The 20,892-nt window shown below is 42.7% G+C and carries 22 protein-coding genes; 10 read left to right on the top strand and 12 right to left on the bottom strand.

Annotation, left to right across the window (positions count from 1 at the left end):
* Positions 1–56: 56 nt before the first annotated feature.
* Positions 57–593: an RNA methyltransferase gene (locus FUA25_RS09090; protein WP_147756599.1), complete on the bottom strand. Its 537-nt coding sequence runs from the start codon at positions 591–593 to the stop codon at positions 57–59.
* A gap of 68 nt (positions 594–661) precedes the next feature.
* On the opposite strand from FUA25_RS09090, the gene mutS reads away from it, so the two are divergent.
* On the top strand, positions 662–3,244 hold the full coding sequence (gene mutS / locus FUA25_RS09085; RefSeq protein ID WP_147756598.1) for a DNA mismatch repair protein MutS: 2,583 nt from the start codon (positions 662–664) through the stop codon (positions 3,242–3,244).
* A gap of 3 nt (positions 3,245–3,247) precedes the next feature.
* On the opposite strand, the gene FUA25_RS09080 is transcribed toward mutS, so the two are convergent.
* The 3 genes from FUA25_RS09080 to FUA25_RS09070 form a co-directional block, all read right to left on the bottom strand.
* Positions 3,248–3,631: an energy transducer TonB gene (locus FUA25_RS09080; RefSeq protein ID WP_147756597.1), complete on the bottom strand. Its 384-nt coding sequence runs from the start codon at positions 3,629–3,631 to the stop codon at positions 3,248–3,250.
* Positions 3,632–3,689: 58 nt separating this feature from the next.
* Positions 3,690–4,331 (bottom strand): hypothetical protein, encoded by a 642-nt coding sequence (locus FUA25_RS09075; RefSeq protein ID WP_147756596.1) that lies wholly within the window; start codon positions 4,329–4,331, stop codon positions 3,690–3,692.
* A gap of 100 nt (positions 4,332–4,431) precedes the next feature.
* Positions 4,432–6,630: a TonB-dependent receptor gene (locus FUA25_RS09070; RefSeq protein ID WP_147756595.1), complete on the bottom strand. Its 2,199-nt coding sequence runs from the start codon at positions 6,628–6,630 to the stop codon at positions 4,432–4,434.
* 153 nt (positions 6,631–6,783) lie between these two features.
* On the opposite strand from FUA25_RS09070, the gene FUA25_RS09065 reads away from it, so the two are divergent.
* Complete coding sequence (locus tag FUA25_RS09065; protein ID WP_185146683.1) at positions 6,784–7,287, top strand: superoxide dismutase family protein; 504 nt, start codon at positions 6,784–6,786, stop codon at positions 7,285–7,287.
* A gap of 67 nt (positions 7,288–7,354) precedes the next feature.
* Here FUA25_RS09065 and FUA25_RS09060 read toward each other — a convergent pair whose 3' ends face one another.
* Positions 7,355–9,475 (bottom strand): carboxy terminal-processing peptidase, encoded by a 2,121-nt coding sequence (locus tag FUA25_RS09060; RefSeq protein ID WP_147756594.1) that lies wholly within the window; start codon positions 9,473–9,475, stop codon positions 7,355–7,357.
* Between the two features lie 133 nt (positions 9,476–9,608).
* Between FUA25_RS09060 and surE the strand changes: the two genes are divergently transcribed.
* From surE to FUA25_RS09020, 8 genes are all read left to right on the top strand, one after another.
* Positions 9,609–10,373 (top strand): 5'/3'-nucleotidase SurE, encoded by a 765-nt coding sequence (gene surE / locus FUA25_RS09055; protein ID WP_147756593.1) that lies wholly within the window; start codon positions 9,609–9,611, stop codon positions 10,371–10,373.
* A gap of 422 nt (positions 10,374–10,795) precedes the next feature.
* Positions 10,796–11,170, top strand: coding sequence for an MmcQ/YjbR family DNA-binding protein (locus FUA25_RS09050; RefSeq protein WP_147756592.1), 375 nt, complete (start codon positions 10,796–10,798; stop codon positions 11,168–11,170).
* Positions 11,171–11,191: 21 nt separating this feature from the next.
* The gene (locus tag FUA25_RS13350; RefSeq protein WP_228411679.1) at positions 11,192–11,641 is read left to right on the top strand and encodes a hypothetical protein; all 450 of its coding nucleotides are present in this window, start codon (positions 11,192–11,194) and stop codon (positions 11,639–11,641) included.
* 58 nt (positions 11,642–11,699) lie between these two features.
* Positions 11,700–12,185, top strand: a complete 486-nt coding sequence (locus tag FUA25_RS09040) for a hypothetical protein (RefSeq protein ID WP_147756590.1) — start codon at positions 11,700–11,702, stop codon at positions 12,183–12,185.
* A gap of 52 nt (positions 12,186–12,237) precedes the next feature.
* Positions 12,238–12,693 carry a VOC family protein gene (locus FUA25_RS09035; RefSeq protein ID WP_147756589.1) on the top strand — a complete coding sequence of 152 codons (456 nt, stop codon included), beginning with the start codon at positions 12,238–12,240 and terminating at the stop codon, positions 12,691–12,693.
* Between the two features lie 144 nt (positions 12,694–12,837).
* The gene (locus FUA25_RS09030) at positions 12,838–13,878 is read left to right on the top strand and encodes a GMP reductase (protein ID WP_147756588.1); all 1,041 of its coding nucleotides are present in this window, start codon (positions 12,838–12,840) and stop codon (positions 13,876–13,878) included.
* A gap of 16 nt (positions 13,879–13,894) precedes the next feature.
* Positions 13,895–14,551 carry a hypothetical protein gene (locus FUA25_RS09025; RefSeq protein ID WP_147756587.1) on the top strand — a complete coding sequence of 219 codons (657 nt, stop codon included), beginning with the start codon at positions 13,895–13,897 and terminating at the stop codon, positions 14,549–14,551.
* A 33-nt stretch (positions 14,552–14,584) separates the two neighbouring features.
* On the top strand, positions 14,585–15,031 hold the full coding sequence (locus FUA25_RS09020) for a GNAT family N-acetyltransferase (protein WP_147756586.1): 447 nt from the start codon (positions 14,585–14,587) through the stop codon (positions 15,029–15,031).
* Between the two features lie 10 nt (positions 15,032–15,041).
* Here FUA25_RS09020 and FUA25_RS09015 read toward each other — a convergent pair whose 3' ends face one another.
* The 7 genes from FUA25_RS09015 to FUA25_RS08985 form a co-directional block, all read right to left on the bottom strand.
* Positions 15,042–15,554, bottom strand: coding sequence for a TlpA family protein disulfide reductase (locus FUA25_RS09015; protein WP_147756585.1), 513 nt, complete (start codon positions 15,552–15,554; stop codon positions 15,042–15,044).
* 1 nt (position 15,555) lies between these two features.
* Complete coding sequence (locus FUA25_RS09010; protein WP_147756584.1) at positions 15,556–16,269, bottom strand: hypothetical protein; 714 nt, start codon at positions 16,267–16,269, stop codon at positions 15,556–15,558.
* A 2-nt stretch (positions 16,270–16,271) separates the two neighbouring features.
* Positions 16,272–16,865 carry an ATP-binding cassette domain-containing protein gene (locus FUA25_RS09005; protein ID WP_147756583.1) on the bottom strand — a complete coding sequence of 198 codons (594 nt, stop codon included), beginning with the start codon at positions 16,863–16,865 and terminating at the stop codon, positions 16,272–16,274.
* A gap of 109 nt (positions 16,866–16,974) precedes the next feature.
* Positions 16,975–17,718: a 3-oxoacyl-[acyl-carrier-protein] reductase gene (gene fabG / locus FUA25_RS09000; RefSeq protein ID WP_147756582.1), complete on the bottom strand. Its 744-nt coding sequence runs from the start codon at positions 17,716–17,718 to the stop codon at positions 16,975–16,977.
* A 10-nt stretch (positions 17,719–17,728) separates the two neighbouring features.
* Positions 17,729–18,403 (bottom strand): 16S rRNA (cytidine(1402)-2'-O)-methyltransferase, encoded by a 675-nt coding sequence (rsmI, locus tag FUA25_RS08995; protein WP_147756581.1) that lies wholly within the window; start codon positions 18,401–18,403, stop codon positions 17,729–17,731.
* On the bottom strand, positions 18,404–19,792 hold the full coding sequence (locus FUA25_RS08990; RefSeq protein WP_147756580.1) for a UDP-N-acetylmuramate--L-alanine ligase: 1,389 nt from the start codon (positions 19,790–19,792) through the stop codon (positions 18,404–18,406).
* 1 nt (position 19,793) lies between these two features.
* Positions 19,794–20,858 carry a hypothetical protein gene (locus FUA25_RS08985; protein WP_147756579.1) on the bottom strand — a complete coding sequence of 355 codons (1,065 nt, stop codon included), beginning with the start codon at positions 20,856–20,858 and terminating at the stop codon, positions 19,794–19,796.
* Positions 20,859–20,892: the final 34 nt, after the last annotated feature.

Here is a 20,892-nt window from a genome sequence, read left to right as displayed (position 1 = left end):
TTACTTTTTATTAGATTTATTTCAAACTGCATCATCCATCAGGATTTTGCAGTTTTTTATTTCAGGTTTTTAAAGAATTCCCACATCACAATTCCGCCACACACGGAAACATTCAATGAATGCTTTGTTCCCAGTTGCGGGATTTCAAGAAAAGTATCATAAAGCGGCAGCGCCTCATCAGTTAAACCATCAACCTCATTTCCCAGAACCAGCGCATATTTTTCCTGTTTATTGATCTGATGGTCACTAATTATGACTGAATCCGAAGTCTGTTCAATCCCTATAATTTGATAATTCTCTTTTTTTAAATTTTGAATTGCGTCGGAAATATTTTTCTCATACATCCAGTCCACACTTTCGGTGGCACCGAGCGCGGCTTTGTGAATTTCACGGTGCGGAGGCTGCGGTGTGATTCCGCAGAGAATTATTTTCTTCACCAGAAAAGCATCGGCAGTTCTGAAAACGGCGCCAACATTGTGCATACTTCTGACATTATCCAGAACCACGACCAAAGGAATTTTCCCGGTTTTCTTAAATGTTTCTACATCAATTCGCCCTAATTCTTCGAGTTTCAGTTTCTTTGTGGATGACATTTTCGTATTTTTGGCAAAATTAACTAAAATATACCCTGAAGCATCAGACTTAAGGTTAAAAGCATCACATGGCAAAGAAAGAAACTCCTTTAATGACGCAGTACAACACCATCAAGGCGAAATATCCTGATGCTCTTCTGCTGTTCCGCGTGGGAGATTTCTATGAAACTTTCGGCAGCGATGCCGTGAGAACGGCCCAGATTTTAGGCATTGTTCTTACCAAAAGAGCGAACGGTGAAGGCCATATTGAACTGGCCGGTTTTCCACACCATTCCATCGATTCCTATTTGCCAAAACTGGTACGGGCCGGACTTCGCGTAGCGATCTGTGACCAGCTGGAAGACCCCAAAACCGTCGCAAAAGGCATCGTAAAACGTGGCGTTACCGAACTTGTAACACCGGGAGTGACCTTCAATGAGCAGGTTTTGACCTCAAAGAAAAACAATTTCCTCCTTTCTGTTCACAAAGAGAAAGAAAAATACGGAATAGCTTTAGTAGACGTATCTACAGGTGAATTTCTGGTTTCTGAAGGAAATATTGAGAAACTGCTGCATATTGTTCACACTTTCGATCCCAGTGAGATCATTTATCAGCGGTCCACAGAACTTCCCGCTCAGCTTAAAAATAAAAATTCCTTCAAACTCGAAGACTGGGCTTTCCAGTACAATTACGCGTACGAAAAGCTTACGAATCACTTCAAAACCAATTCCTTGAAAGGTTTTGGAGTCGATGATCTCAGACTTGGCGTCACTGCTGCAGGAGCGATTTTCGCCTATTTGGTTGAAGACACGCACCACGCTCTTTTGCAACACATTACGAAAATAAAAATCATTCCGCAGGATGATTATCTGATGATGGATAATTTTACGCTGAGAAATCTGGAAATTGTTTATCCGAGCAATCCGCAGGGAAAATCTCTTCTGGACATCATTGACAAAACCGCAACTCCGATGGGTGGAAGACTGCTGAGAAGACGGCTTATTCTGCCCCTTAAATCCGTCGATGAAATCAACAGAAGACTGAATCTGATTGAGTTTTTCAACAAAGAAGATTCTTTAAAATACGAAATCCAGCAGCTGCTGAAATCCATTTCCGATCTGGACCGTCTCATGGGCAAATTGGCCTCGGAAAAAATCTGCCCGAAAGAAGTCGGTTATCTGCGGCAGAGTTTAATCAACATTCACCAGATCAAAGCTTTACTTCATCCTTTTGCAGATTTTTTGGCGTGGGTGGAACCGCTGAACGATTTGCATGAACTCATCCAGTATCTTCAGAATTACCTGAACGATGAACTTCCCGTTAATATTGCAAAGGGAAACGTCATAAAAGCAGCAATTTCCGAAGACCTCGATCATCTTCGCGGACTTCAGAGCAAAGGAAAGAACTTTCTCGACGAAATGTGCGAGCGCGAAATCGAAAGAACCGGAATCACCAGCCTGAAAATCAGTTTCAACAACGTTTTCGGGTATTTTATTGAAGTCCGTAATACGCATAAAGACAAGGTCCCAGGCGACTGGATCCGTAAACAGACGCTGGTAAACGCTGAAAGGTATATTACCGAAGAACTCAAGGAATACGAAGACCAAATTCTCGGTGCAGAAGAAAAAATCTCCAAAATTGAGCAGGAACTTTACCGGAAAGTCTGCGGAAATGTGATGATCTACATGGATAGGATTCAGGATAATTCCAGGATTATTTCTGAACTGGACTGTGGCGTTGGTTTATCGGAACTGGCGGTATCAGAAAGTTATACGAGACCGATCCTTAATGACAGTTTCGAAATCAGTCTGAAGGAAGCGCGCCACCCCATCATTGAAAATGCATTGCCGCTCGGAGAAAAATACATCCCGAATGACCTGTTTCTGGATAAAGATGCACAGCAGATCATTATGGTGACAGGACCCAATATGGCCGGTAAATCAGCGATTCTCCGTCAGACCGCGATCATCTGTCTGATGGCGCAGATCGGGAGTTTTGTGCCTGCAAAACATGCGGAAATTGGGGTGTTAGATAAAATATTCACAAGAGTCGGCGCTACCGACAATATTTCGGCAGGAGAATCCACTTTTATGGTGGAAATGAATGAAGCCGCGAATATCCTCAACAATATCTCGGACCGAAGTTTAATTCTGCTGGACGAAATCGGGCGCGGAACCTCCACCTACGACGGAGTTTCGATTGCATGGGCGATTGCAGAATACCTGCATCAGCATCCGACGCAGGCCAAAACGCTTTTTGCCACGCATTATCATGAACTGAATGAGATGACGGTGAATTTTGAAAGGATCAAGAACTTTCACGTTTCCATTCAGGAAAACAAAGGCAATATTATCTTCATGCGGAAACTGCTTCCGGGCGGCAGCGAACACAGCTTCGGGATTCATGTCGCCAAACTGGCCGGAATGCCTGCAAAAGTCGTGAACCGCGCGAACGAAGTACTGAAAACCCTTGAAAAAAGCCGTACCCAAAGCGGTTCCAAAGACAAGACAAAAGCTCTTACTGAAGAAAACATGCAGCTTTCCTTTTTCCAGCTCGATGATCCTGTCCTGGAAAACATCCGCGAAGAGCTCACAAAAATCGACATCAATACTTTGACGCCGATTGAGGCCTTGATGAAGCTGAATTCGATAAAAAAAATGATCGGGAAATAAATTTTATCCAAAATCTAAATTCAGCGGTATCCGGTATCTGGTTCTTACTTTTTCATTATTAAACATTGCAGGTATCCATTTTTCTTTAATTTTCTGAACTGCTCTTATCGCCTCCTTATTGAAACTATCGCTTGTTCCCGACGCTTGTATTTGAGAAAGAGTCCCAGCTCTTTCCACAACAAACGTGATGTTGCACGATAATTTTCCACTGCCCTGCACCTTCCTAATTCTGAAATTCTCAGCAATCAACTTTCTGAAATTCTCAGTACCGCCATTTCTAAACTCAGCTTGTTGAGACTTTACCGAAATTTCAGGTTTAAAAGTTTCCTGGCCAACACAAATACTGAAAAACAGAACGCCGAATAGGAATATTACTTTTTTCATCATTTTTAGTAAATTATATGGGATGATGAGCTTTAGTGCACCTTAATTTTTTAATATATACCTAAGGCTTATTCGCCAAGAAATATTCTGCCTCGCCCTGCCCCCAGTTCGGATCAATTGCCGATTTGGTCTTATAGTTTTTAAACTGTTCCAATGATTTCTGAAAAAACTCAAGTCCTTTTTCTTTGCTTCCACCAAACTGTTGAGGGGTGAAATAAATATCCTCCGCTTTCAGCAGGGTAATTCTCGGGTTTTCGGGATCCACTTTTTCCGCCTTACTCAACATTTCCGACGCCATCATTCCCTCGCTCATAAACCGCTCCTGTGGATTCACCATCATTTTTAAACTGTGTATCATTTTCTGCAGAATAAGGATTTCCGCATTTTCTTTACTTAAAGCCTCCGCTTTATCCAGTGCTCTCTGAGCCTCTTCTGCAATAGGATCCAGTTCCGAAACTTTGCCGTCCCGCATCATCGTTCTTCCTTTTTGGATATGAGAGAAAGCAGCATAGTAATAAGGAAGCCATTGTGTCGTCTCTTTCTCTCCGATTCTTAAGAAATCATTGGCCAGGGCCGTAAAATCTTCCGGGGTTTTGCACTGTTCTATCTTAGCAATTTTTTCGGCCATTACTTTTTCGTAATTGGTCTGTGCAAAAGCAGTATAACCGCAGAAGACCATAAGCGCTAATAATAAATTTTTCATTGTATGAATTTTTAATGTTTTATGAGTTCAAAGATATTTGAATTTTGTTTTGTTCTTTAATATTTTCTTTCGAAAGGCGTATTTCGGTAACTGAACCGTTCTAAAGGTTGTTGTTGATGGCATCATTCGTTTTGTCGACACCAAAACTGATGAAGGCTCCGACGAAAACAAAAGTGTTCACGGGTGGCACCACTGCTGCACTTCGGTTCCCGTCCTGTGAAAAATTATATCCGAAAACGTTTTTGTTTCCCAAAATATTGGAAACGCTCAGAACCAGCACCGTGAAGGCTTTCGAATCCTTTTTTCCTAAATTCGGGAGATAGTTCACGCTGAAATTAAGCCCGTTGTAATCTTTCAGTCTTCCTTCGTGTCGGATTATATTGGCACCGTTTGCTGAAATAATGTCATAATATGGCCGTCCGGAGGCATAGGTGTAGGACATATTAAATCCTGTTTTCCACTTAACGACAAATTTTTTAGCCACAGCCGACAAAGTATGCTGTGCAGCAAAACCCGGAACCAGACTTACAGGGTAATTCATAAAATCCCGCTTGGAATCCAGAAACGAGTAGGAAATCCAGTAATCGATATCCTTCAGGGATTTTTTATCCCTCCAGAATACCTCAACGCCTTTTGCGAATCCGTTTCCGCTATTGCTGACGGCCGTCTGTACATATTGATCTCCGAAAGTCTTGATCAGGCGGTCATAATTTTTATAAAAACCTTCGAGGCGGAAGCTTCTGCCTTCTGAAGACCGCTGAACCTGCAGGATATAGTGTTCCGCCTTCTGAAAAGTGAGGGGCGCATCTGCATTCAGGTATTTATTTTCAGGATTCTGATAGAAAATTCCGTAGGCTAGAGAAGTCGTCCAGTTTTTTGAGAGTCGGTACGCCAAAGCCAGCCTTGGCGCGAGATTGGTTTTATTCAGCCATGATGAATTCTCTGCCCTCATTCCGATTTTGGCAGAAAAACTGTTGCTGAACCCCAGATCGGTCTCTGCAAAAACAGCAGAAATCAGATCGTTGAAATCCTTTCCGAAATTATTCGTTTCATGAGCATTGTTGAATTCCACTCCTCCTCTAACCGTACTGATTTTGCCGATTTTTCGGTCGAGAACCGTTTTGAAATTGAGATAGTTTCCCTTTGAACTGAAATCATTCTGGGGAGTTTCCGTTCCATTTGAGATCGTGGAGAACTTCAGATCCGCATCATTAAACGAGTAAGAAGTTGCCGCATTCAGCAGGTATTTCCCGAATTTCTGTTTGTACGAAAGATTATGATAGGTGTTCGAAGAATTCAGTTTCACCTTGCTTTCATCATACTCCGGTTCCAGACTTGGTGAATTCACAGCCATTTTATTCGTATCGAAACTGCCGTAGTATTTCAACATTCCGCCGGATCTGGTTTTTATCCTGAAATTGGCATCGCCCCCGAAACCGTGCGGCGGTTGCGAAAAATCGGTGTTGTAATTGAAGAGTTTCTGCATCAGTTCAAGATTGAAGTAAGACAGACTTGCGCCGTAAGAAAACGTTTTGTCTTCGCTCAGTCTCTGCATGGAACCGCTTACGAAAATCGGGGAAATGCCGAAATCATAGGAACTCGTATCGGGTAGATCCACACTCTCGAGAAGCAGCACTCCGGAAAGCGCCTGACCGTAAAGTGCCGAATAACCACCGCTGGAAAAGATATTTCCTTTGAAAAGCGAGGTGTTGAAGCGGTCTCTTCCCGGAATTCCTGGAACTGAACTTGTAAAATAATTGTTGATGAGGCTCCCATCCATAAAGATCTTGGTTTCAGCACCCGTTCCGCCGCGCACGAACAGCCCTTCGTTTTCGCCCACTTTCTGCACACCTGGAAGATAATTCAATGCGGAGGAAATCTGTCCGTCGGCTCCCGCGGTGGTATAAATATCGATTGGAGTGAGCAGCGCTGTCGCTCTTTTCTTATCGCTGGCTTCGATGGAGCCGGCAGAAATCACAATGGCATCAATCTCAGAAATCTCTTCCTTAAGATCCGCATTTACCGTCAGCGGGCTGTTTTCAAGTAGTACCGTTTTCTCTACAGACTGGAATTTAGGATTCGTGAACACTAAAGTATGACCTCCTTTTTCTGTTGTTTCAAAGGTGTAATCCCCTTTTTCATCGGTCGTTGCACCGTCATACGTGTCCTTAAGGGTAACGGAAATGTCCTTCACCCCTTTGTTTTTAAAGCTTACATTTCCGGAAATCGTCACCTGCGCACTTGAAAAAAGATGCAGAAACAGGAATACCGGAAGAAGAATTTTAAATTTGGTTTTCATTGTTGCGTTTTATGGCTCAAAGATATTTACAAAACAGCATCTGTTAAAAATAATTTGTTCTGAAGGGTTTAAAATGCTCTCTGAACGGTTCCCAGACCCTAAAATATATTTTCCTTAACTTTATGGGATCATTTTAATACTAAAACAACCGATATGAAAATTACCAAAATTTCTTTACTGGTTTGCGGCGCTGCATTTGCGGTTTCCTGCTCTACCACCAAGACCTACACCATCAACTCAAAAAGCGGCACCGATACTCAGGGCACAGCGAAGTTTTCCCAAACCGGGAAAAATGTAGAAATGGACCTGAATGTGTATAAACTCACTCCCGGAATTCATGCAGTTCATATCCATGAAAAAGGCGACTGCTCTGCTGCTGATGCGAGCTCTGCAGGCGGACACTGGAACCCCTCCAAGAACGATCACGGAAAATGGGGCGCTGAACATTTCCATATGGGAGACATCGGAAACCTGACGGCGAATAAGGAAGGTACTGCACGACTGGTATTCAAAACCGACAAATGGTGCCTTAACTGTGCGGATGAATCTAAAAACATCATGAATAAAGCCATTGTCATTCACGCAGGCAAAGACGACTTTATGACCCAGCCAACCGGTAATGCGGGCGGAAGAGTTGGCTGTGTAGAGATCAAATAATATTCATTTTACGCATGCAAAAAGCCCTTCAGTCGAAGGGCTTTTTTAATTTAATATGTTGGGTAAATTATTTCATTTCAGAAACAATGTTCACGGCTTCCTGAAGGTAAAGGTCTCTCGTTAGATTCTTCACCCAGTTTTCGGATTTCTTTTTAAAGACCTCGTCGCTCTTTTCACGGTCGATTTCGCTTTGGTAAAGGGCAAACTTGAGTCCGTTTTCGAACTTATCCAGAGATTTGAACTTTTCTATCTGAGCCTTTCTCTGCGTCATAAGGTCATTAAATTTGGTAATGTTGAGTGGAATGGTTTCCTCTTTATCCAGATTTTCTTTCCATTTTGCAGATTCGAGCAGAAGCTGATAATATTTGTTTTTCGCCATTCTTGCTGCGCTCGATTTTTCGAGGGCTGCTGCGTTAAAGTAATTTCCTTTTGTAAAACTGTATGCTGGAATCTTATCCCAGGCCAGTGCATAATCATCGTACCGCTCTCCTATTTCAGCATAGGTAAAGTAATCGTTGGTCTGTATATCAGATACAATCCCTTTTCGCTGGGTAGATTCTCCGGTGATTCGGTAGAATTTCTGTATGGTGAGTTTCAGCGAACCGAAATCATCATTCGTGTTCAGGAATCTGTTCAGGTCTACAAAAGTCTGCACTGTTCCTTTTCCGAAAGACTGTGGGGAACCGATGACCAAAGCTCTACCGTAATCCTGCATCGCGCCCGCAAGAATCTCGGAGGCTGATGCCGAAAGTTCATTCTGCATAATTACGAGTGGTCCTGTCCAAAGCGGTGCATTTGTCTTGTTTTTCAGGGTCTGTATCTTTCCGTTGCCGTCTTTTACCTGAACGTAAGGACCGGCATTCATGAACAATCCCATAATATCGCCCACTTCGGTTAAACTTCCGCCGCCGTTGTTCCGCAAATCCAGGATTACACCCTGAACTTTCTGTTCTTTAAGCTTGATAAGCTCGTTTTTAATATCATCCGAAGCATTTCTTCCTTTTGCATCTTCGAAATCAGCATTGAACCCCGGAAGGCTGATGAATCCGTATTTTTTACCGTCTGAAGCGTTTACAATAATACTTCGTGCAAATGTATCTTCAATCACCACCTCTTCGCGGATCATTGTCACGTCCTTAATCGTTTTGTCTTTTTTCTCAACTGTCAGGGTTACAGGAACTCCTTTTTCGCCGCGGATGAGTCTTACCGCTTCATCGGAAAGCATGCCCACCACATTCACAGGCTCTTCGCTGGGTTTTGATTTTACTTTCAGGATCTTATCGCCTTCGGAAAGCTGTTTCGATTTCCAGGCAGGTGCTCCAATCGTGAGCTGACCCAATTGAAGAAAACCTTTCTTCTCCTGAATGATCGCGCCGATTCCGATGACTTTTCCGGTGAAATTGGTGTCGAAATCTTCTTTGTCTTTCGGGGAGTAATAATTCGTATGCGGATCAAAAACTTCGGTATAAGCATTCATATAGCGTGTAAACCAGTCCATTTTCTTCACCTTTTTCGATCTTCTGAAAGAATCTGTAAGCAGATCTCGCACCTCATCAGTTGCGAATTTGATTTTCTCATCCTGAGTTTTTATGTTCAGCTTAATCGTATCCTGCAGTTTGTATTTGATGACAGAATCCTTTTTCTTCTTTTGGGATTCTTCCTTGGAATTGAGGGTTTCGATTTCCTGAAGGATGTTGTATTTGATGTATTTCTTCCACTCGTTGTACTGTTCCTTAGAGTTTACAGGATTTTTCTTGATCTTGGGTTCCAGGATCAGGGTTTCGTCTTCGTTCAGGTTAATCGGTTTTGCGAGGATGTCTTGGGTCATCTTATCGATCTCATCAACTCTTTGATACAGACGGTCAATGGTCAGTTTATAGAAAACAAGATCACCACGCGTAAGGTAATCGTCGAGTTTCGTTTTGTGCTTGCTGAATTCATCCATATCCGACTGCAGGAAATAGCGTTTTGCCGGATCCGTCATCTCGAAATATTTTGCATACACATCCTGCGAATAGGCATCGTTGATGGGTTTCGGGCTGTAATGCAGGTAAGAAAGCGTCTTCTGCACACTCATCATAATCGTCGACATTTTTTCATCATCGTCTTTCGGTGAGTTGAAACAGAACATCAGAAATGTGAGGGGAACGAATAAAAGTAAAGTATTGATTTTAAGTTTCTTGAACATATATTATGGTATAGGATAAATAAGTAAACAATTCCTTGTTTTTGTTACACGGAATTCTGAAGCATCAAAATTAATACCTTATTTATATTTTACCCTCTTTTTTTACTTATTTTTGTTTAAAACCCAGAAATTAATGCAGAAACCTTTGATATTAGTCACTAACGACGACGGCATTACCGCGCCGGGCGTGCGGAACCTTGTAAAATTCATGAACGAAATCGGTGAAGTGGTGGTGGTGGCGCCCAACTCGCCTCAGAGCGGGAAAGGACACGCGATCACCATCAACTCTACCCTTACTTTTGAAGAAATCAGCCTGGAAGGTCCGCAGAAGGATTATTCGCTGAGCGGAACGCCTGTTGACTGTGTGAAATTCGCCCTCGACAAAATCCTGACGCGCCGTCCTGACCTTGTGGTTTCGGGCATCAACCACGGTGCAAACTCCTCCATCAACGTTATTTATTCCGGCACGATGAGTGCTGCGGTGGAAGCCGGTGTTGAAGGGCTTCAGGCCATCGGATTCTCCCTGCTCGATTTCAGCTGGGATGCCGATTTTACTCAGGCGAAGACCCACATTCAGGAAATCGTCAGGAAAGTCCTCGAAAATCCGATGCCGAAAGGAATTGTGCTCAACGTAAACATTCCGAAACTGAAAGCGGAAGAAATCAAAGGCATTCGCGTGTGCAAACAGGCCGATGCGAAATGGGAAGAAAGCTTCGATGAGCGCGTGAATCCGCACGGGAAAACCTATTTCTGGCTTTCCGGCTATTTCAACAATATGGACATGAGCGAAGATGCCGATGAGGTTGCACTTTCGGAAGGATATATCTCAGTAGTGCCGGTAAAGTTTGACCTGACGGCGTACGAGTATATGGAAAAGCTGAAAGCGGTAATGGAGTAAATGCTTCGCGTGAAATCTTTCAAATGAATCTTTTGGAGTGAATTTCCTCTGGAGTGAATTGCTGAAGGTGAATTTTTGTAAAAGTGAAAGAGTTGTCTTTTTGGCAGTGTTTGGAGTAAGTTATCGCTTCGTCTCGTATTCGTTTCGCCTTCGTCCAACTGTCGTTTTAAACCGCTGAGTCTGGGCAACATTTCTGGATATTTTGGCAGGCAATAATGCTTGTTTTTTAACAGTAGATGTTGCGTATTCGGCGGGAAAAGGAACTTTTTAGTTGATGTTGGTCTGGCCTTAGTCTGGCCTTAGTCCGGCCCTAGTCCGGCCGTAGTCCGGCCGTAGTCCGGCCGTAGACCGTAAGTAAAGGCAACTCCATTCATTAAATTTTCTTTAATCTGGATTATAGGTGTAGTTCAAACAGATTTACCATGAAAAGCAAAACCGTCAACTTTAACCCCGCTGATTTTGAGGCCGTAAAGAATATTGCTTTGACTTTTCCGGATACCGAAGAGAGCGTTTCTCATGAAGGAACCCCTTCGGTAAAAGTCCGCGGCAAATTGATGTGCCGGCTTCATGACAGCGGCGCATTTATCCCGATACGTCTCGACTTTGAAATACGGGACCGGTATCTGGACAGCCATCCGGAAATCTTTCATCTGCCCGACCATTTTAAAGCGTACCCGTATATCTGCATGTGGATCCATCACTACGACAAGAAGTTGCTGACGGAAGTCCTGGAACACAGCTGGAAAGGATTGGCGACAAAGAAAATGTTGAAAGAATATGAAGAACTAAAAGGATAGAAATCAATTAATCATTATGATATGAGCATTAAAATTTTAGAAATATTAATACACTTTACCTCTTTAATTTTATTCGCGGCGATACTATTGTTTCCATTCTTCATCCATAAAAAACTTCAATATCGGAATTACAGCAAACTGATCAGCATATCATTTTCCTTAATTCTATGTTTACTCATCTCGGCAATACTTACTTTCGTTGCGGTTTATTGGTTTGCTGAACTTTCAGATAATATTCTGCTCAAGAAAATGGGTTACAATGAAAATGGAATGAATGAATTTGAATATTTTGAACATGTACCACCTCATCTGCTTCAAAAAGCAAAAGAAATCAGGGAAAGTCAAATGGGAATCGGTTGGCCTTTAAAAGCCATTTTCAGTTTTGTATTTTTTATATTTCCCTACAATTTAACAGCAACCATCGTTCTAGGGTTGAAATGTAGGACTGCAGATAATGCAGTCCGCCACTAGGAAACCTCCTTTAACGTACTCTTTCCAATAATCCTCTAATAGATTTAGTCCAAAATTTATGAAAACTCTATTACCTTACTCCGTTTTCTTTCTTTTAATAACCTCCTGTGCTGTAAAAAGGGCAGATGTAGATTTTATCGAATTCAATCATAAAAATTATACGGTGATTAAGGATGACAGAATCAACATTAAATTAATCCCTACCACAGCGGCCAGAGAGAAAAATGTGTCCGTTAGAATAGTTTACAAAAGTGAGCAGCTTGACAGAATAAGAATTACTGCCGCAGAATACAATGCCATAAAAGCCCACATTCATCGGATAAAACAAGAGGATTTGGAGATGCCAAGAATCGTAAATAAGGGAGAACCAAATGAATTTGTAATGGGAATACCGGATGGTGGAAGTAATTCCATCAGCATATCTGAAAACAACACGATAAGAAAATTCGCAACCAGTGGATTCATCAAACAATATCATCTGACTTTTTATGACGCTGTGGAGAAAATTTTCAGTACTGTGGGAATAGAATTAGAAGACCTATAATATTTTTTCTAATTTTGAAAAAGTAGTTCGACTCAAACAAAAACAACAAGCCATGGAAGAACAAAACAACCACACCACCAATCATGTTTCTCCGGACGATACTCCTAAAGTGACCGGAATCGGCGGGATTTTCTTTTTTTCTGAAGACCCGAAAGTAACGCGTGAATGGTACCAGAAGAACCTCGGGATCGATACGAACGATTACGGTGCCAGCTTTGAATCCAGAAACATGACAAAGCCGGACGAAATCAACATCCTGCAGTGGAGCCCCTTTAAAAAAGGCAGCGAATATTTTTCGCCCTCGAAAAAGGAATTTATGATCAACTACCGAGTGCAGAATCTTGAAGGCCTTGTGAAAAAGCTGAAAGAAAACGGCGTGACCATCCTTGACGAAATGGAAACCTATGATTACGGCAAATTCATCCACATTATGGATGCTGAAGGGAACAAGATTGAGCTCTGGGAACCTGTTGACGCCCCGTTGCGGGAAGAAAGCAAAGAGAAATAAGGCATCTACAGTCTTAACGAATACTTTCAGAACAGGATTTACAAGTCCTCCACATTCCTTAACGGCGGGCAGATGTCCGTCGTTTTGCAGTGTTACTTGGTTCCGCTTTAATTTTTATACATTTATCCCTATAAATTATCAGATATGCGCATTGAATACGAAATAAAACTGGGTTTCAAGGATGTCATGATCCGCCCGAAACGTTCTACCCTGAAATCGCGGTCGCAGGTGAGTCTCGAACGGACTTTTACATTCGTGAATTCGGGTAAAAAATGGACCGGCGTGCCGATTATCGCCGCGAATATGGATACGGTGGGGACTTTTGAAATGGCCGAAGCCCTCGCAAAAGATAAAATCATTACTGCGATCCACAAACATTATACGCCGGAAGAATGGAATAATTTCCTGAACAGTCAGCCGGATTCCATCTACGACTACATTGCGCTGAGCACAGGTACGGGAAGAAATGACGAAGAGAAGATCAGTCAGATCGTGGAGCAGCATCCAAAAATCGGATTTCTCTGCATCGATGTGGCGAACGGTTATTCCGAGCATTTCGTGGAATTTGTAAAGAAAATCAGGAAAACTTTCCCGACCAAAACCATTATTGCCGGCAATGTGGTGACCGGAGAAATGGTGGAAGAACTCATCCTCGCCGGTGCCGACATCATTAAAGTGGGAATCGGGCCGGGTTCGGTGTGTACAACACGGATCAAGACCGGCGTCGGTTATCCACAACTTTCCGCAATTATTGAATGTGCCGATGCAGCGCACGGACTTGGCGGACATATTATTTCAGACGGCGGATGCAAGATTCCGGGCGATGTTGCGAAAGCTTTCGGCGGCGGTGCCGATTTTGTGATGCTGGGCGGAATGTTTGCCGGCCACGAAGAAAGCGGCGGAGATCTGGTAGAGGAAAACGGCAAAAAATTCAGGCTTTTTTACGGCATGAGTTCACAGACCGCGATGGACAAACATTCCGGCGGCGTGGCTGAATACCGCGCTTCAGAAGGAAAAACCGTGAAAGTGCCGTACAAAGGCGCAGTTGCTGAGACGGTGAAAGACATTTTGGGCGGCGTGCGTTCGACGTGCACGTATGTTGGTGCTTCCCAGCTGAAAGAACTGTCAAAGCGCACCACTTTTATCCGTGTCGCGGAACAGCATAATGAAGTTTTCGGGAATTAACAAATCAGTAAAATATATGAAAAAAATTGTATTTCTGTTCAGTCTCTTCGCGGCACTCCAACTGTTTTCTCAGGAAAAAACTCAGGCAGACAAAATGCTTGACGAGATTCAGAAGATCACGCAGATTCAGAACAATATGAAAATAGTGTGGTGGATTCCATCCGATTACTGGCAGGTAGCTATTAGAGAAACCGGACGCGCAACAGAGGAACAGATTGCTGTGATTACAACCCTGCTGGATGATTACACCATAATCGTGGCTGGAGATTATACCTTAGATTCTCCGGAAGATACAGTAGATTTTAAAGTGAACAGCCTGAGCAAGGGTGTTGTGCTTTACGGTCTTCAGGGACAGCGAGTTCAACCCTTAAACGAATCGCAAATTGATGAAAAAGTTCTCACAATTATCAATGACATTCTGAAACCCCTGTTTACTCAAATGCTGGGTAAAATGGGTTCCGGACTTACATTTTTTGTCTATAATAATAAGACGGACGGAAAGATGATTATAGACCCCAGAAAACCAGGCAGTTTTCGTCTGGAGGTCAAAAATGAGGTTTTTCGGTGGGACCTTCCTTTGATCTCTATGATGACAGAAAAGACCTGTCCCGTAGACCAAAAATTATTGCCGGGAAACTATGTGTACTGTCCCATACACGGAAATAAGTTATAAAACTTACAAAGAATCATCAATTCTGCACTCAATATGAAGCTTATCCGTACCACTTCAGAAAACCGGGATTTTATTCAGCTCGTTAAAATGTTGGATGAATATCTAGCGTTTATGGATGGTGAAGACCATGCCTTCTACGACCAGTTTAACGGGATTGATATGCTGAAGCACTGCGTTCTTTTATATGATGAAGAAAATGCTGTAGGTTGTGGTGCCATTAAACCTTATAGCGAAAAATCTGTAGAAGTAAAGCGCATGTTTGTCATTCCGGAATTCCGCGGAAAAGGGTTCGCTTCTGCCCTTCTTTCGGAGCTCGAAAAATGGGCTGCAGAACTCGGATTTGGGCGGGTAATTCTGGAAACCGGAATTGGTCAGACCGAAGCCATCAGACTGTACGAAAAAACTTACCGCCGTACTGAAAATTACGGACCTTACGCCGGTGTTGAGAATTCGTTATGCTTTGAAAAAGAGTTGAAATAAAAGGAGTTAACTAAAAAACCTCTTTTTTCACGGAGACAGAGTCCTTTCCGGAAGATTCTACCATCACTGCATGGTTTTCTCTAAAAACCTTTTCGATTTCTTTAATCACTTCAGGACCCGAACCTACTGATTTGTAGACCACTTTTCCGTCGTTGATGATGATGTGTTTCGGCACAACTCCAACGTCAGAACCGCTAAATATCCCGGCGATTTCGGTCTGTTTTTCTGTATCGTAGATTTCCTTAAAACCATCAATTTTCAGTTTCTTCAAAAGGTTTTTTGCTTGTTCAGTGTCTTTAGAATCACTCAGCAGAATAAACTTCACCGTTACATAACGGTCCTGAAGTTTCTGGAGTTCCGGAAGTTCGGCGATGCACGGCTTGCACCATTCTTCCCAAACGTTGATGTACACCAATCCGCGCGTCGGATAGGACTTCAGATCCGGCTTTGTATACTGATTGACAAAAAATACCAACCCTAAGATAAAAGCGGACGTGATAAATATGGTGAGATAATTTTTCATTTTAATTGAATTTCCAGATTTTATTGTAACGGTATACCAATACCAGCTGCGAAAGCACAAGATATGCGAAAAACACTACATATTCGTACCATTCCCACGCCTGAATGCTTCCCAGTTTATCCACATAATTGCTCGGCAGCAATGCAATGACCCAGTCGAATTTCGGAAAGAAATTATCGATAAGCATGACCACCACTCCATTGAACTGAAAAAGCAGATAGAGCACAATAATCGTCCAGATGGAGGGAATCAGCCACACAAAAGCGCCTGTGATCAGCCCGGTGGATAAAATGCCGAGAAAAGCTTTAAGGATTTCAATATTATACGCAATCGGAGACTGGTAAAAGATCAGCGCAAAAACCTGCTGAATGATACCTATCGTCACAAGATACAAAAGGGAATAGAGCAGGATCTGAATGAAGAAATAGGAGAAAAATTTCAGAAATTCCGAGGAATTCTTCCAGACCAGATTCCCGAATTTATTCTTGATGAGCTGCACCTGTGCGAAACCCACCACAAAAATAAAGAGCATGTTCCAGCCGCCGTTCAGCCAGAGGCTTTTCCATTCTCCTTTTCCGCCGCCGCTTTCGTGCTGTGCGTAGGAAATACCACCAATGGAAAGGATGAGGAGAAAGGTGATGACAAGGTAACTCACCCAGAAATAACGGCCTTTGAATGTAGATGCCCAAACGCTTTTAAAAATATTCAAATCCATGGTTAGAGTTTTATTTTTTCGGAGATTTTATGATTTTCGAGCACGACTTTATGGGTACAGACTTCATTGATGAAATCGGCATCATGCGAAACCAGAAGTCCGCTTGTGACATTTTTTTTAATTTTTTCCATGAAAAGCAGTCGGGAATCCGCATCCAGCCCTTCTGTAGGCTCGTCCATCACCGCATACGGCTGATAAAGGGAGAGGTTGATGCGCGCCTTGCTTTTATTTCCTAAAGATAAATGGCGGTACTGCTTTTCGCGGTATTCCTGCTTCAGGTCGAAGAATTCAAAAGGGGTGTAATGTTCGCCCACCAGATTTCTGAAAAATTCTTTATGGGTAATATAATCGAGGTTGGGATGGAAGCCTACACTGTCGCCGAGATAAGAGAATTCCGCATTAAGTCTGCAGTTTACATTTCCTGACTTGATAAAGCCTAGAATCAGATTCAGCAAAGTAGATTTTCCGGTACCGTTCACTCCTGTTACGCCGACGATCTCACCTTTGTTCAGGGTAAAGCCGGTATCCTCAAAGATTTTCTCATGCCGTTTTGAAAACTGAAATTCAGAAATCCTGATATTAATGAGTTCCTCCATCGTATTTGTTTTTCAGATAAGTACCCGAAGCCGGCACTATGTTACATATTTTAAATAGTCAAATCAAAAAAAGGCCTTGAAAAAGCCTTTTTATATTTTAAATCAATGATCAGGTGAGGAGTCCGCCGCAAACGTTCAGGACCTGTCCCGTAATATAGCCCGAAAGGTCGCTTCCGAGGAATACACATGCGTTGGCTACATCTTCAGGTTTTCCGCCACGTTTCATCGGAACGTCGTTTCGCCATCCTTCGATTACTTTTTCGTCCAGCGCTGCGGTCATTTCGGTTTCAATAAATCCGGGCGCAATCGCGTTGCAGCGAATGTTTCGGGAACCCAGTTCCAGGGCCACCGATTTTGTAAATCCGATTACGCCGGCTTTTGAGGCCGCATAATTCGCCTGACCTGCATTTCCCTGAATACCTACAACCGATGACATGTTGATGATAGATCCGTTTCTGGCTTTCATCATTGGTTTGATCACTGCTTTTGTAAGATTGAAAACCGAATCAAGGTTGGTTTTCATAATGATGTCCCAGTCGTCCTTGTTCATTCTCAAAAGCAGGTTATCACGTGTTATTCCGGCATTATTGATCAGAATATCCACTTTCCCGAATTCTGCGATTACATCGTCCACAAGTTTCTGTGCGGCATCAAAATCAGATGCATCGCTCTGGTACCCTTTTATCTTTGTTGTTGAACTCAATGATTTTTCAAGTTCAGCCGCTTTTTCCACTGATCCGGCATAAGTAAAGGCCACCTGTGCGCCCTCTTTGGCAAAAGTTTCCACTATTCCCTTTCCTATTCCTCTTGAGCCGCCGGTGATGAGCGCTACTTTTCCTTCTAATAATCCCATATTTTTTAATTTAAACCGAATTGTTGATGATAAGAACAATTTCTCCTTTTAATGTTTTGCTTTTTGAGAACTCAATGAGTTCGGTGATGGTGCCGCGCCTGGTTTCCTCGAACTTTTTGGAAATCTCACGGCTCAGGCTGACCTTGGTTCCGTCGCCGAAAAATTCCAGGATCTGTTCCAAAGTCGTATTGATTTTGTGCGGGCTTTCGTACAAAATTATGGTTTTTTTCTCTTCTGCAAGCTGTTTGAGCTTGGTTTGTCTTCCTTTTTTCTGGGGCAGAAATCCCGCGAACAGAAATTCGTTGTTCGGCAGGCCTGAAACGACCAAAGCCGGTACAAAAGCGGTGGCTCCGGGAAGGCACTGCATTTCCATATTTTCGTCAGAAACCGCTTTTGCCAACAGATATCCCGGATCCGAAATTCCGGGGGTTCCTGCATCGGTGATGATGGCAATGTCCTGTCCGTTTTTCAAATCATCAATGACCTTCTGCGTCGTCTGATGTTCGTTGTGTAAATGATATGATTTCAGCGGTTTAGCTATTTCATAATGTTTCAGAAGAACACCGGAAGTCCGCGTGTCTTCGCACAGGATATAATCCACCTCTTTCAGGATTCTTACAGCCCTGAAAGTCATGTCTTCCAGATTTCCAATCGGTGTTGGAACAAAGTATAAAATTCCGGACATTTATAGTTTTTCAAAAAGGTTTTTACAGAATTCTTCAAGGCCCGGATCACGCGCTCCCATTAGAAGCAATACTGCTCCTTCTTTAAGTTCAGGCCGCAATGCCTCCAGCAGATCATCGCGGTTCTCGACAAAATGAGCGCTTTTTCCTTTCGCTTTAAGGTCTTCAATTAGATCATTTGCCGAAATATCCTTCACGGCAGTTCCGCCGGCGTAGAAAATTTCACTCATCCAAATTTCATCCTGTGGTCGGAGTGCCAAGGCAATTTCCTCGACAAAATCCTTTCTCAGAAATTTTGTAGGACCGTAACCGTGCGGCTGAAACCACGCAATAACTTTTTCAGCCAAAGGCTGACAGGCTCTGATGGAGGCGGCGCATTTTGCGGGGTTGTGTGCGTAATCATCAATGACCCAGACTCCTTCTTTTTGCCCGAGAATCTGGTGACGGCGGTAAATTCCCTCGTAATTCGCCAGACTTTCAGCGCAGGTTTTCAGATCAACTCCTATTTGGTTTGCGACCGCAACCGCTGCGGCGGCATTTTCTACGGAATGCCTCCCGAGTGAAGTCATATGAAATTTCTGGTTCAGGATTTCAAAGGTTAATGACAGACCTTCCTGCTTAAATTTTTCTGCGGAAAATCCCGCATTTTTATCTTCAAAACCAAAATCATTTGCAGCATTGGCAGAGAGTTTTTTGGCCAGTGTATTTGATTGATTTACAATGAATAAGCTCTTCGTGTTGCTTTTAAATATCGTGAAAAGTTCCATCAGTTCATCAATTTCCTGATGGTCTTTATCAACGTTTAAAAGAAGTCCGATTTCCGGTTCGTACTGAACCACAGAACCGTCGCTTTCGTCGGCTTCAATAATCAGCCAATCTCCTTTTCCAACAGCAGCGTTTCCGATTTTACCCTGTTTAATAATGCTCGTGAGACCGGCCCCCGAAATGATGCTCGGTTCAAGACCGGCATCCAGAAGAATCTGGTAAAGCATCGCGGAGGTCGTTGATTTACCGGAAGTTCCGGCAACGGCAATGGTTTTTTTGCTTTTGGCGATCACCGAAAGCAGTTCGCTTCTCTTCATAATCGGTATTCCGAGTTCTTTTGCTTTCTGTACTTCGAAAACCGTGTCTTCAATCGCAGTTGATACCACCACTAAATCTGTTTTTTCAGAAATTCCGCTTCCGTCCTGCAGAAAACATTCAATTCCTTCGGCTTCGAGCTGGTCCTTGGTTTTATTATATTCATCGGGGTGAAAATAGCGGTCGCTCCCGGCCACCTCCTTTCCAATTCCTTTTAAATACTGGGCAATTGCACTCATGCCGACTCCGGCCACGCCGATGAAGAAAACACGCTGAAAATCGGAAACGGATCCGGTCTTTAGTTCACTCATCCTACAAAAATTTTCCTTCTACGAGGCTCCAAAGCCGCTGCGCCAATTCATCATTCTTACTCCAGTTTTTCTGATAATACGTATCGCTTAAATATTGTTTTGCTTCTTCCAGATTATCAAAGGTATTCAGTTTGGCTATAGTGGACTTCAGATCTTCTTCATTCCCGTTAAAGAGTATTTTGGTGAAAGATACTTTATCATTCAGATCCAGTCGGAAATCGGGTTTCCGCTTTTCCGCTTCCATAAAGTCGGTTGAAATATTGGTTTTGAGAATGCTTCCCGAATCGCTTTTCTGTTCTGGTTTACGCAGTTCCTCTTCCCGGATATTCTCCAGCGGATCTTCATCGAAAAGATTCTGGACTGCTTTAAGTCCTTTTATGTGGGCGAGTTTGAATTTTTTTTCCGCATGATGACGTGCGGCTTCATTTTCATCCTCGAAAAGATGCGGTTTTTGAGGGTTTCCGGTTTCTTCCCTCTCAAACTCTATAATTTTTCTGCGGTTTTCCTCCATTTCCAGAAATTCCTTTTCATTGCGGACTTTTTCTTCATCTTCCTGCTGCATATCCTGCTCGGTAATTTCTTTCTCATCTGAGAAACCTGAAGTTAAATCCATCGCTTCCTCATTTTCTGTCCCGAAAACATTTTCAGGAGCCAAATCATCGAAAGTCAGACTTTCCTGTTCTTGATGTTCAGTTATTCCATTTTCCTCTTGTTCACGTTCTACAAAAGTTTCTCTGTTGCCGATATCATTCAGTTCATTGGTGAACATCACTTCTTCTTCAATCACATCATCTTCGTGCGGCAAATCTTCAAAGTACTGCTCATCGCGGTAATCTTCATTCTGTTGATTTGTGATATTAATAACTGCATTTTGCACAGGAATCTCCGCAACAAAAGCTTCTTTGTTTTTTTCAAGAATCCTTAAAAATGCAATTCTGTCACTTAACTCCGCAAACAGATCCTGTCTGGCCAGCAACTCGTCTCTGGAAGCGATTTTCGAAAGCGATTCGAGGATGCTTTTCGATTCAAAAAAAATCTTTTCCTGTATATCCTGAAGGTTTTGCATAATAAGTCTTATTATATTCCTTATTTTTGATTCT

Source organism: Chryseobacterium sp. (assembly GCF_008014695.1).
Lineage (GTDB): Bacteria > Bacteroidota > Bacteroidia > Flavobacteriales > Weeksellaceae > Kaistella.
The sequence above is the reverse complement of the archived record's forward strand: the minus strand, read 5'-3'. Positions and strand labels throughout refer to the sequence as shown.

Coding starts and splice junctions, on each gene's coding strand:
- FUA25_RS09015 (WP_147756585.1), bottom strand. CDS start 15,554: ATGAAAAATTATCTCACCATATTTATCACGTCCGCTTTTATCTTAGGG.
- FUA25_RS09005 (WP_147756583.1), bottom strand. CDS start 16,865: ATGGAGGAACTCATTAATATCAGGATTTCTGAATTTCAGTTTTCAAAA.
- FUA25_RS09050 (WP_147756592.1), top strand. CDS start 10,796: ATGAAAAGCAAAACCGTCAACTTTAACCCCGCTGATTTTGAGGCCGTA.
- rsmI (WP_147756581.1), bottom strand. CDS start 18,403: ATGTCCGGAATTTTATACTTTGTTCCAACACCGATTGGAAATCTGGAA.
- FUA25_RS09090 (WP_147756599.1), bottom strand. CDS start 593: ATGTCATCCACAAAGAAACTGAAACTCGAAGAATTAGGGCGAATTGAT.
- fabG (WP_147756582.1), bottom strand. CDS start 17,718: ATGGGATTATTAGAAGGAAAAGTAGCGCTCATCACCGGCGGCTCAAGA.
- FUA25_RS09020 (WP_147756586.1), top strand. CDS start 14,585: ATGAAGCTTATCCGTACCACTTCAGAAAACCGGGATTTTATTCAGCTC.
- FUA25_RS09035 (WP_147756589.1), top strand. CDS start 12,238: ATGGAAGAACAAAACAACCACACCACCAATCATGTTTCTCCGGACGAT.
- surE (WP_147756593.1), top strand. CDS start 9,609: ATGCAGAAACCTTTGATATTAGTCACTAACGACGACGGCATTACCGCG.
- FUA25_RS08990 (WP_147756580.1), bottom strand. CDS start 19,792: ATGAGTGAACTAAAGACCGGATCCGTTTCCGATTTTCAGCGTGTTTTC.
- FUA25_RS09070 (WP_147756595.1), bottom strand. CDS start 6,630: ATGAAAACCAAATTTAAAATTCTTCTTCCGGTATTCCTGTTTCTGCAT.
- FUA25_RS09025 (WP_147756587.1), top strand. CDS start 13,895: ATGAAAAAAATTGTATTTCTGTTCAGTCTCTTCGCGGCACTCCAACTG.
- FUA25_RS08985 (WP_147756579.1), bottom strand. CDS start 20,858: ATGCAAAACCTTCAGGATATACAGGAAAAGATTTTTTTTGAATCGAAA.
- FUA25_RS13350 (WP_228411679.1), top strand. CDS start 11,192: ATGAGCATTAAAATTTTAGAAATATTAATACACTTTACCTCTTTAATT.
- FUA25_RS09030 (WP_147756588.1), top strand. CDS start 12,838: ATGCGCATTGAATACGAAATAAAACTGGGTTTCAAGGATGTCATGATC.
- FUA25_RS09065 (WP_185146683.1), top strand. CDS start 6,784: ATGAAAATTACCAAAATTTCTTTACTGGTTTGCGGCGCTGCATTTGCG.
- FUA25_RS09010 (WP_147756584.1), bottom strand. CDS start 16,269: ATGGATTTGAATATTTTTAAAAGCGTTTGGGCATCTACATTCAAAGGC.
- FUA25_RS09040 (WP_147756590.1), top strand. CDS start 11,700: ATGAAAACTCTATTACCTTACTCCGTTTTCTTTCTTTTAATAACCTCC.
- mutS (WP_147756598.1), top strand. CDS start 662: ATGGCAAAGAAAGAAACTCCTTTAATGACGCAGTACAACACCATCAAG.
- FUA25_RS09080 (WP_147756597.1), bottom strand. CDS start 3,631: ATGATGAAAAAAGTAATATTCCTATTCGGCGTTCTGTTTTTCAGTATT.
- FUA25_RS09060 (WP_147756594.1), bottom strand. CDS start 9,475: ATGTTCAAGAAACTTAAAATCAATACTTTACTTTTATTCGTTCCCCTC.
- FUA25_RS09075 (WP_147756596.1), bottom strand. CDS start 4,331: ATGAAAAATTTATTATTAGCGCTTATGGTCTTCTGCGGTTATACTGCT.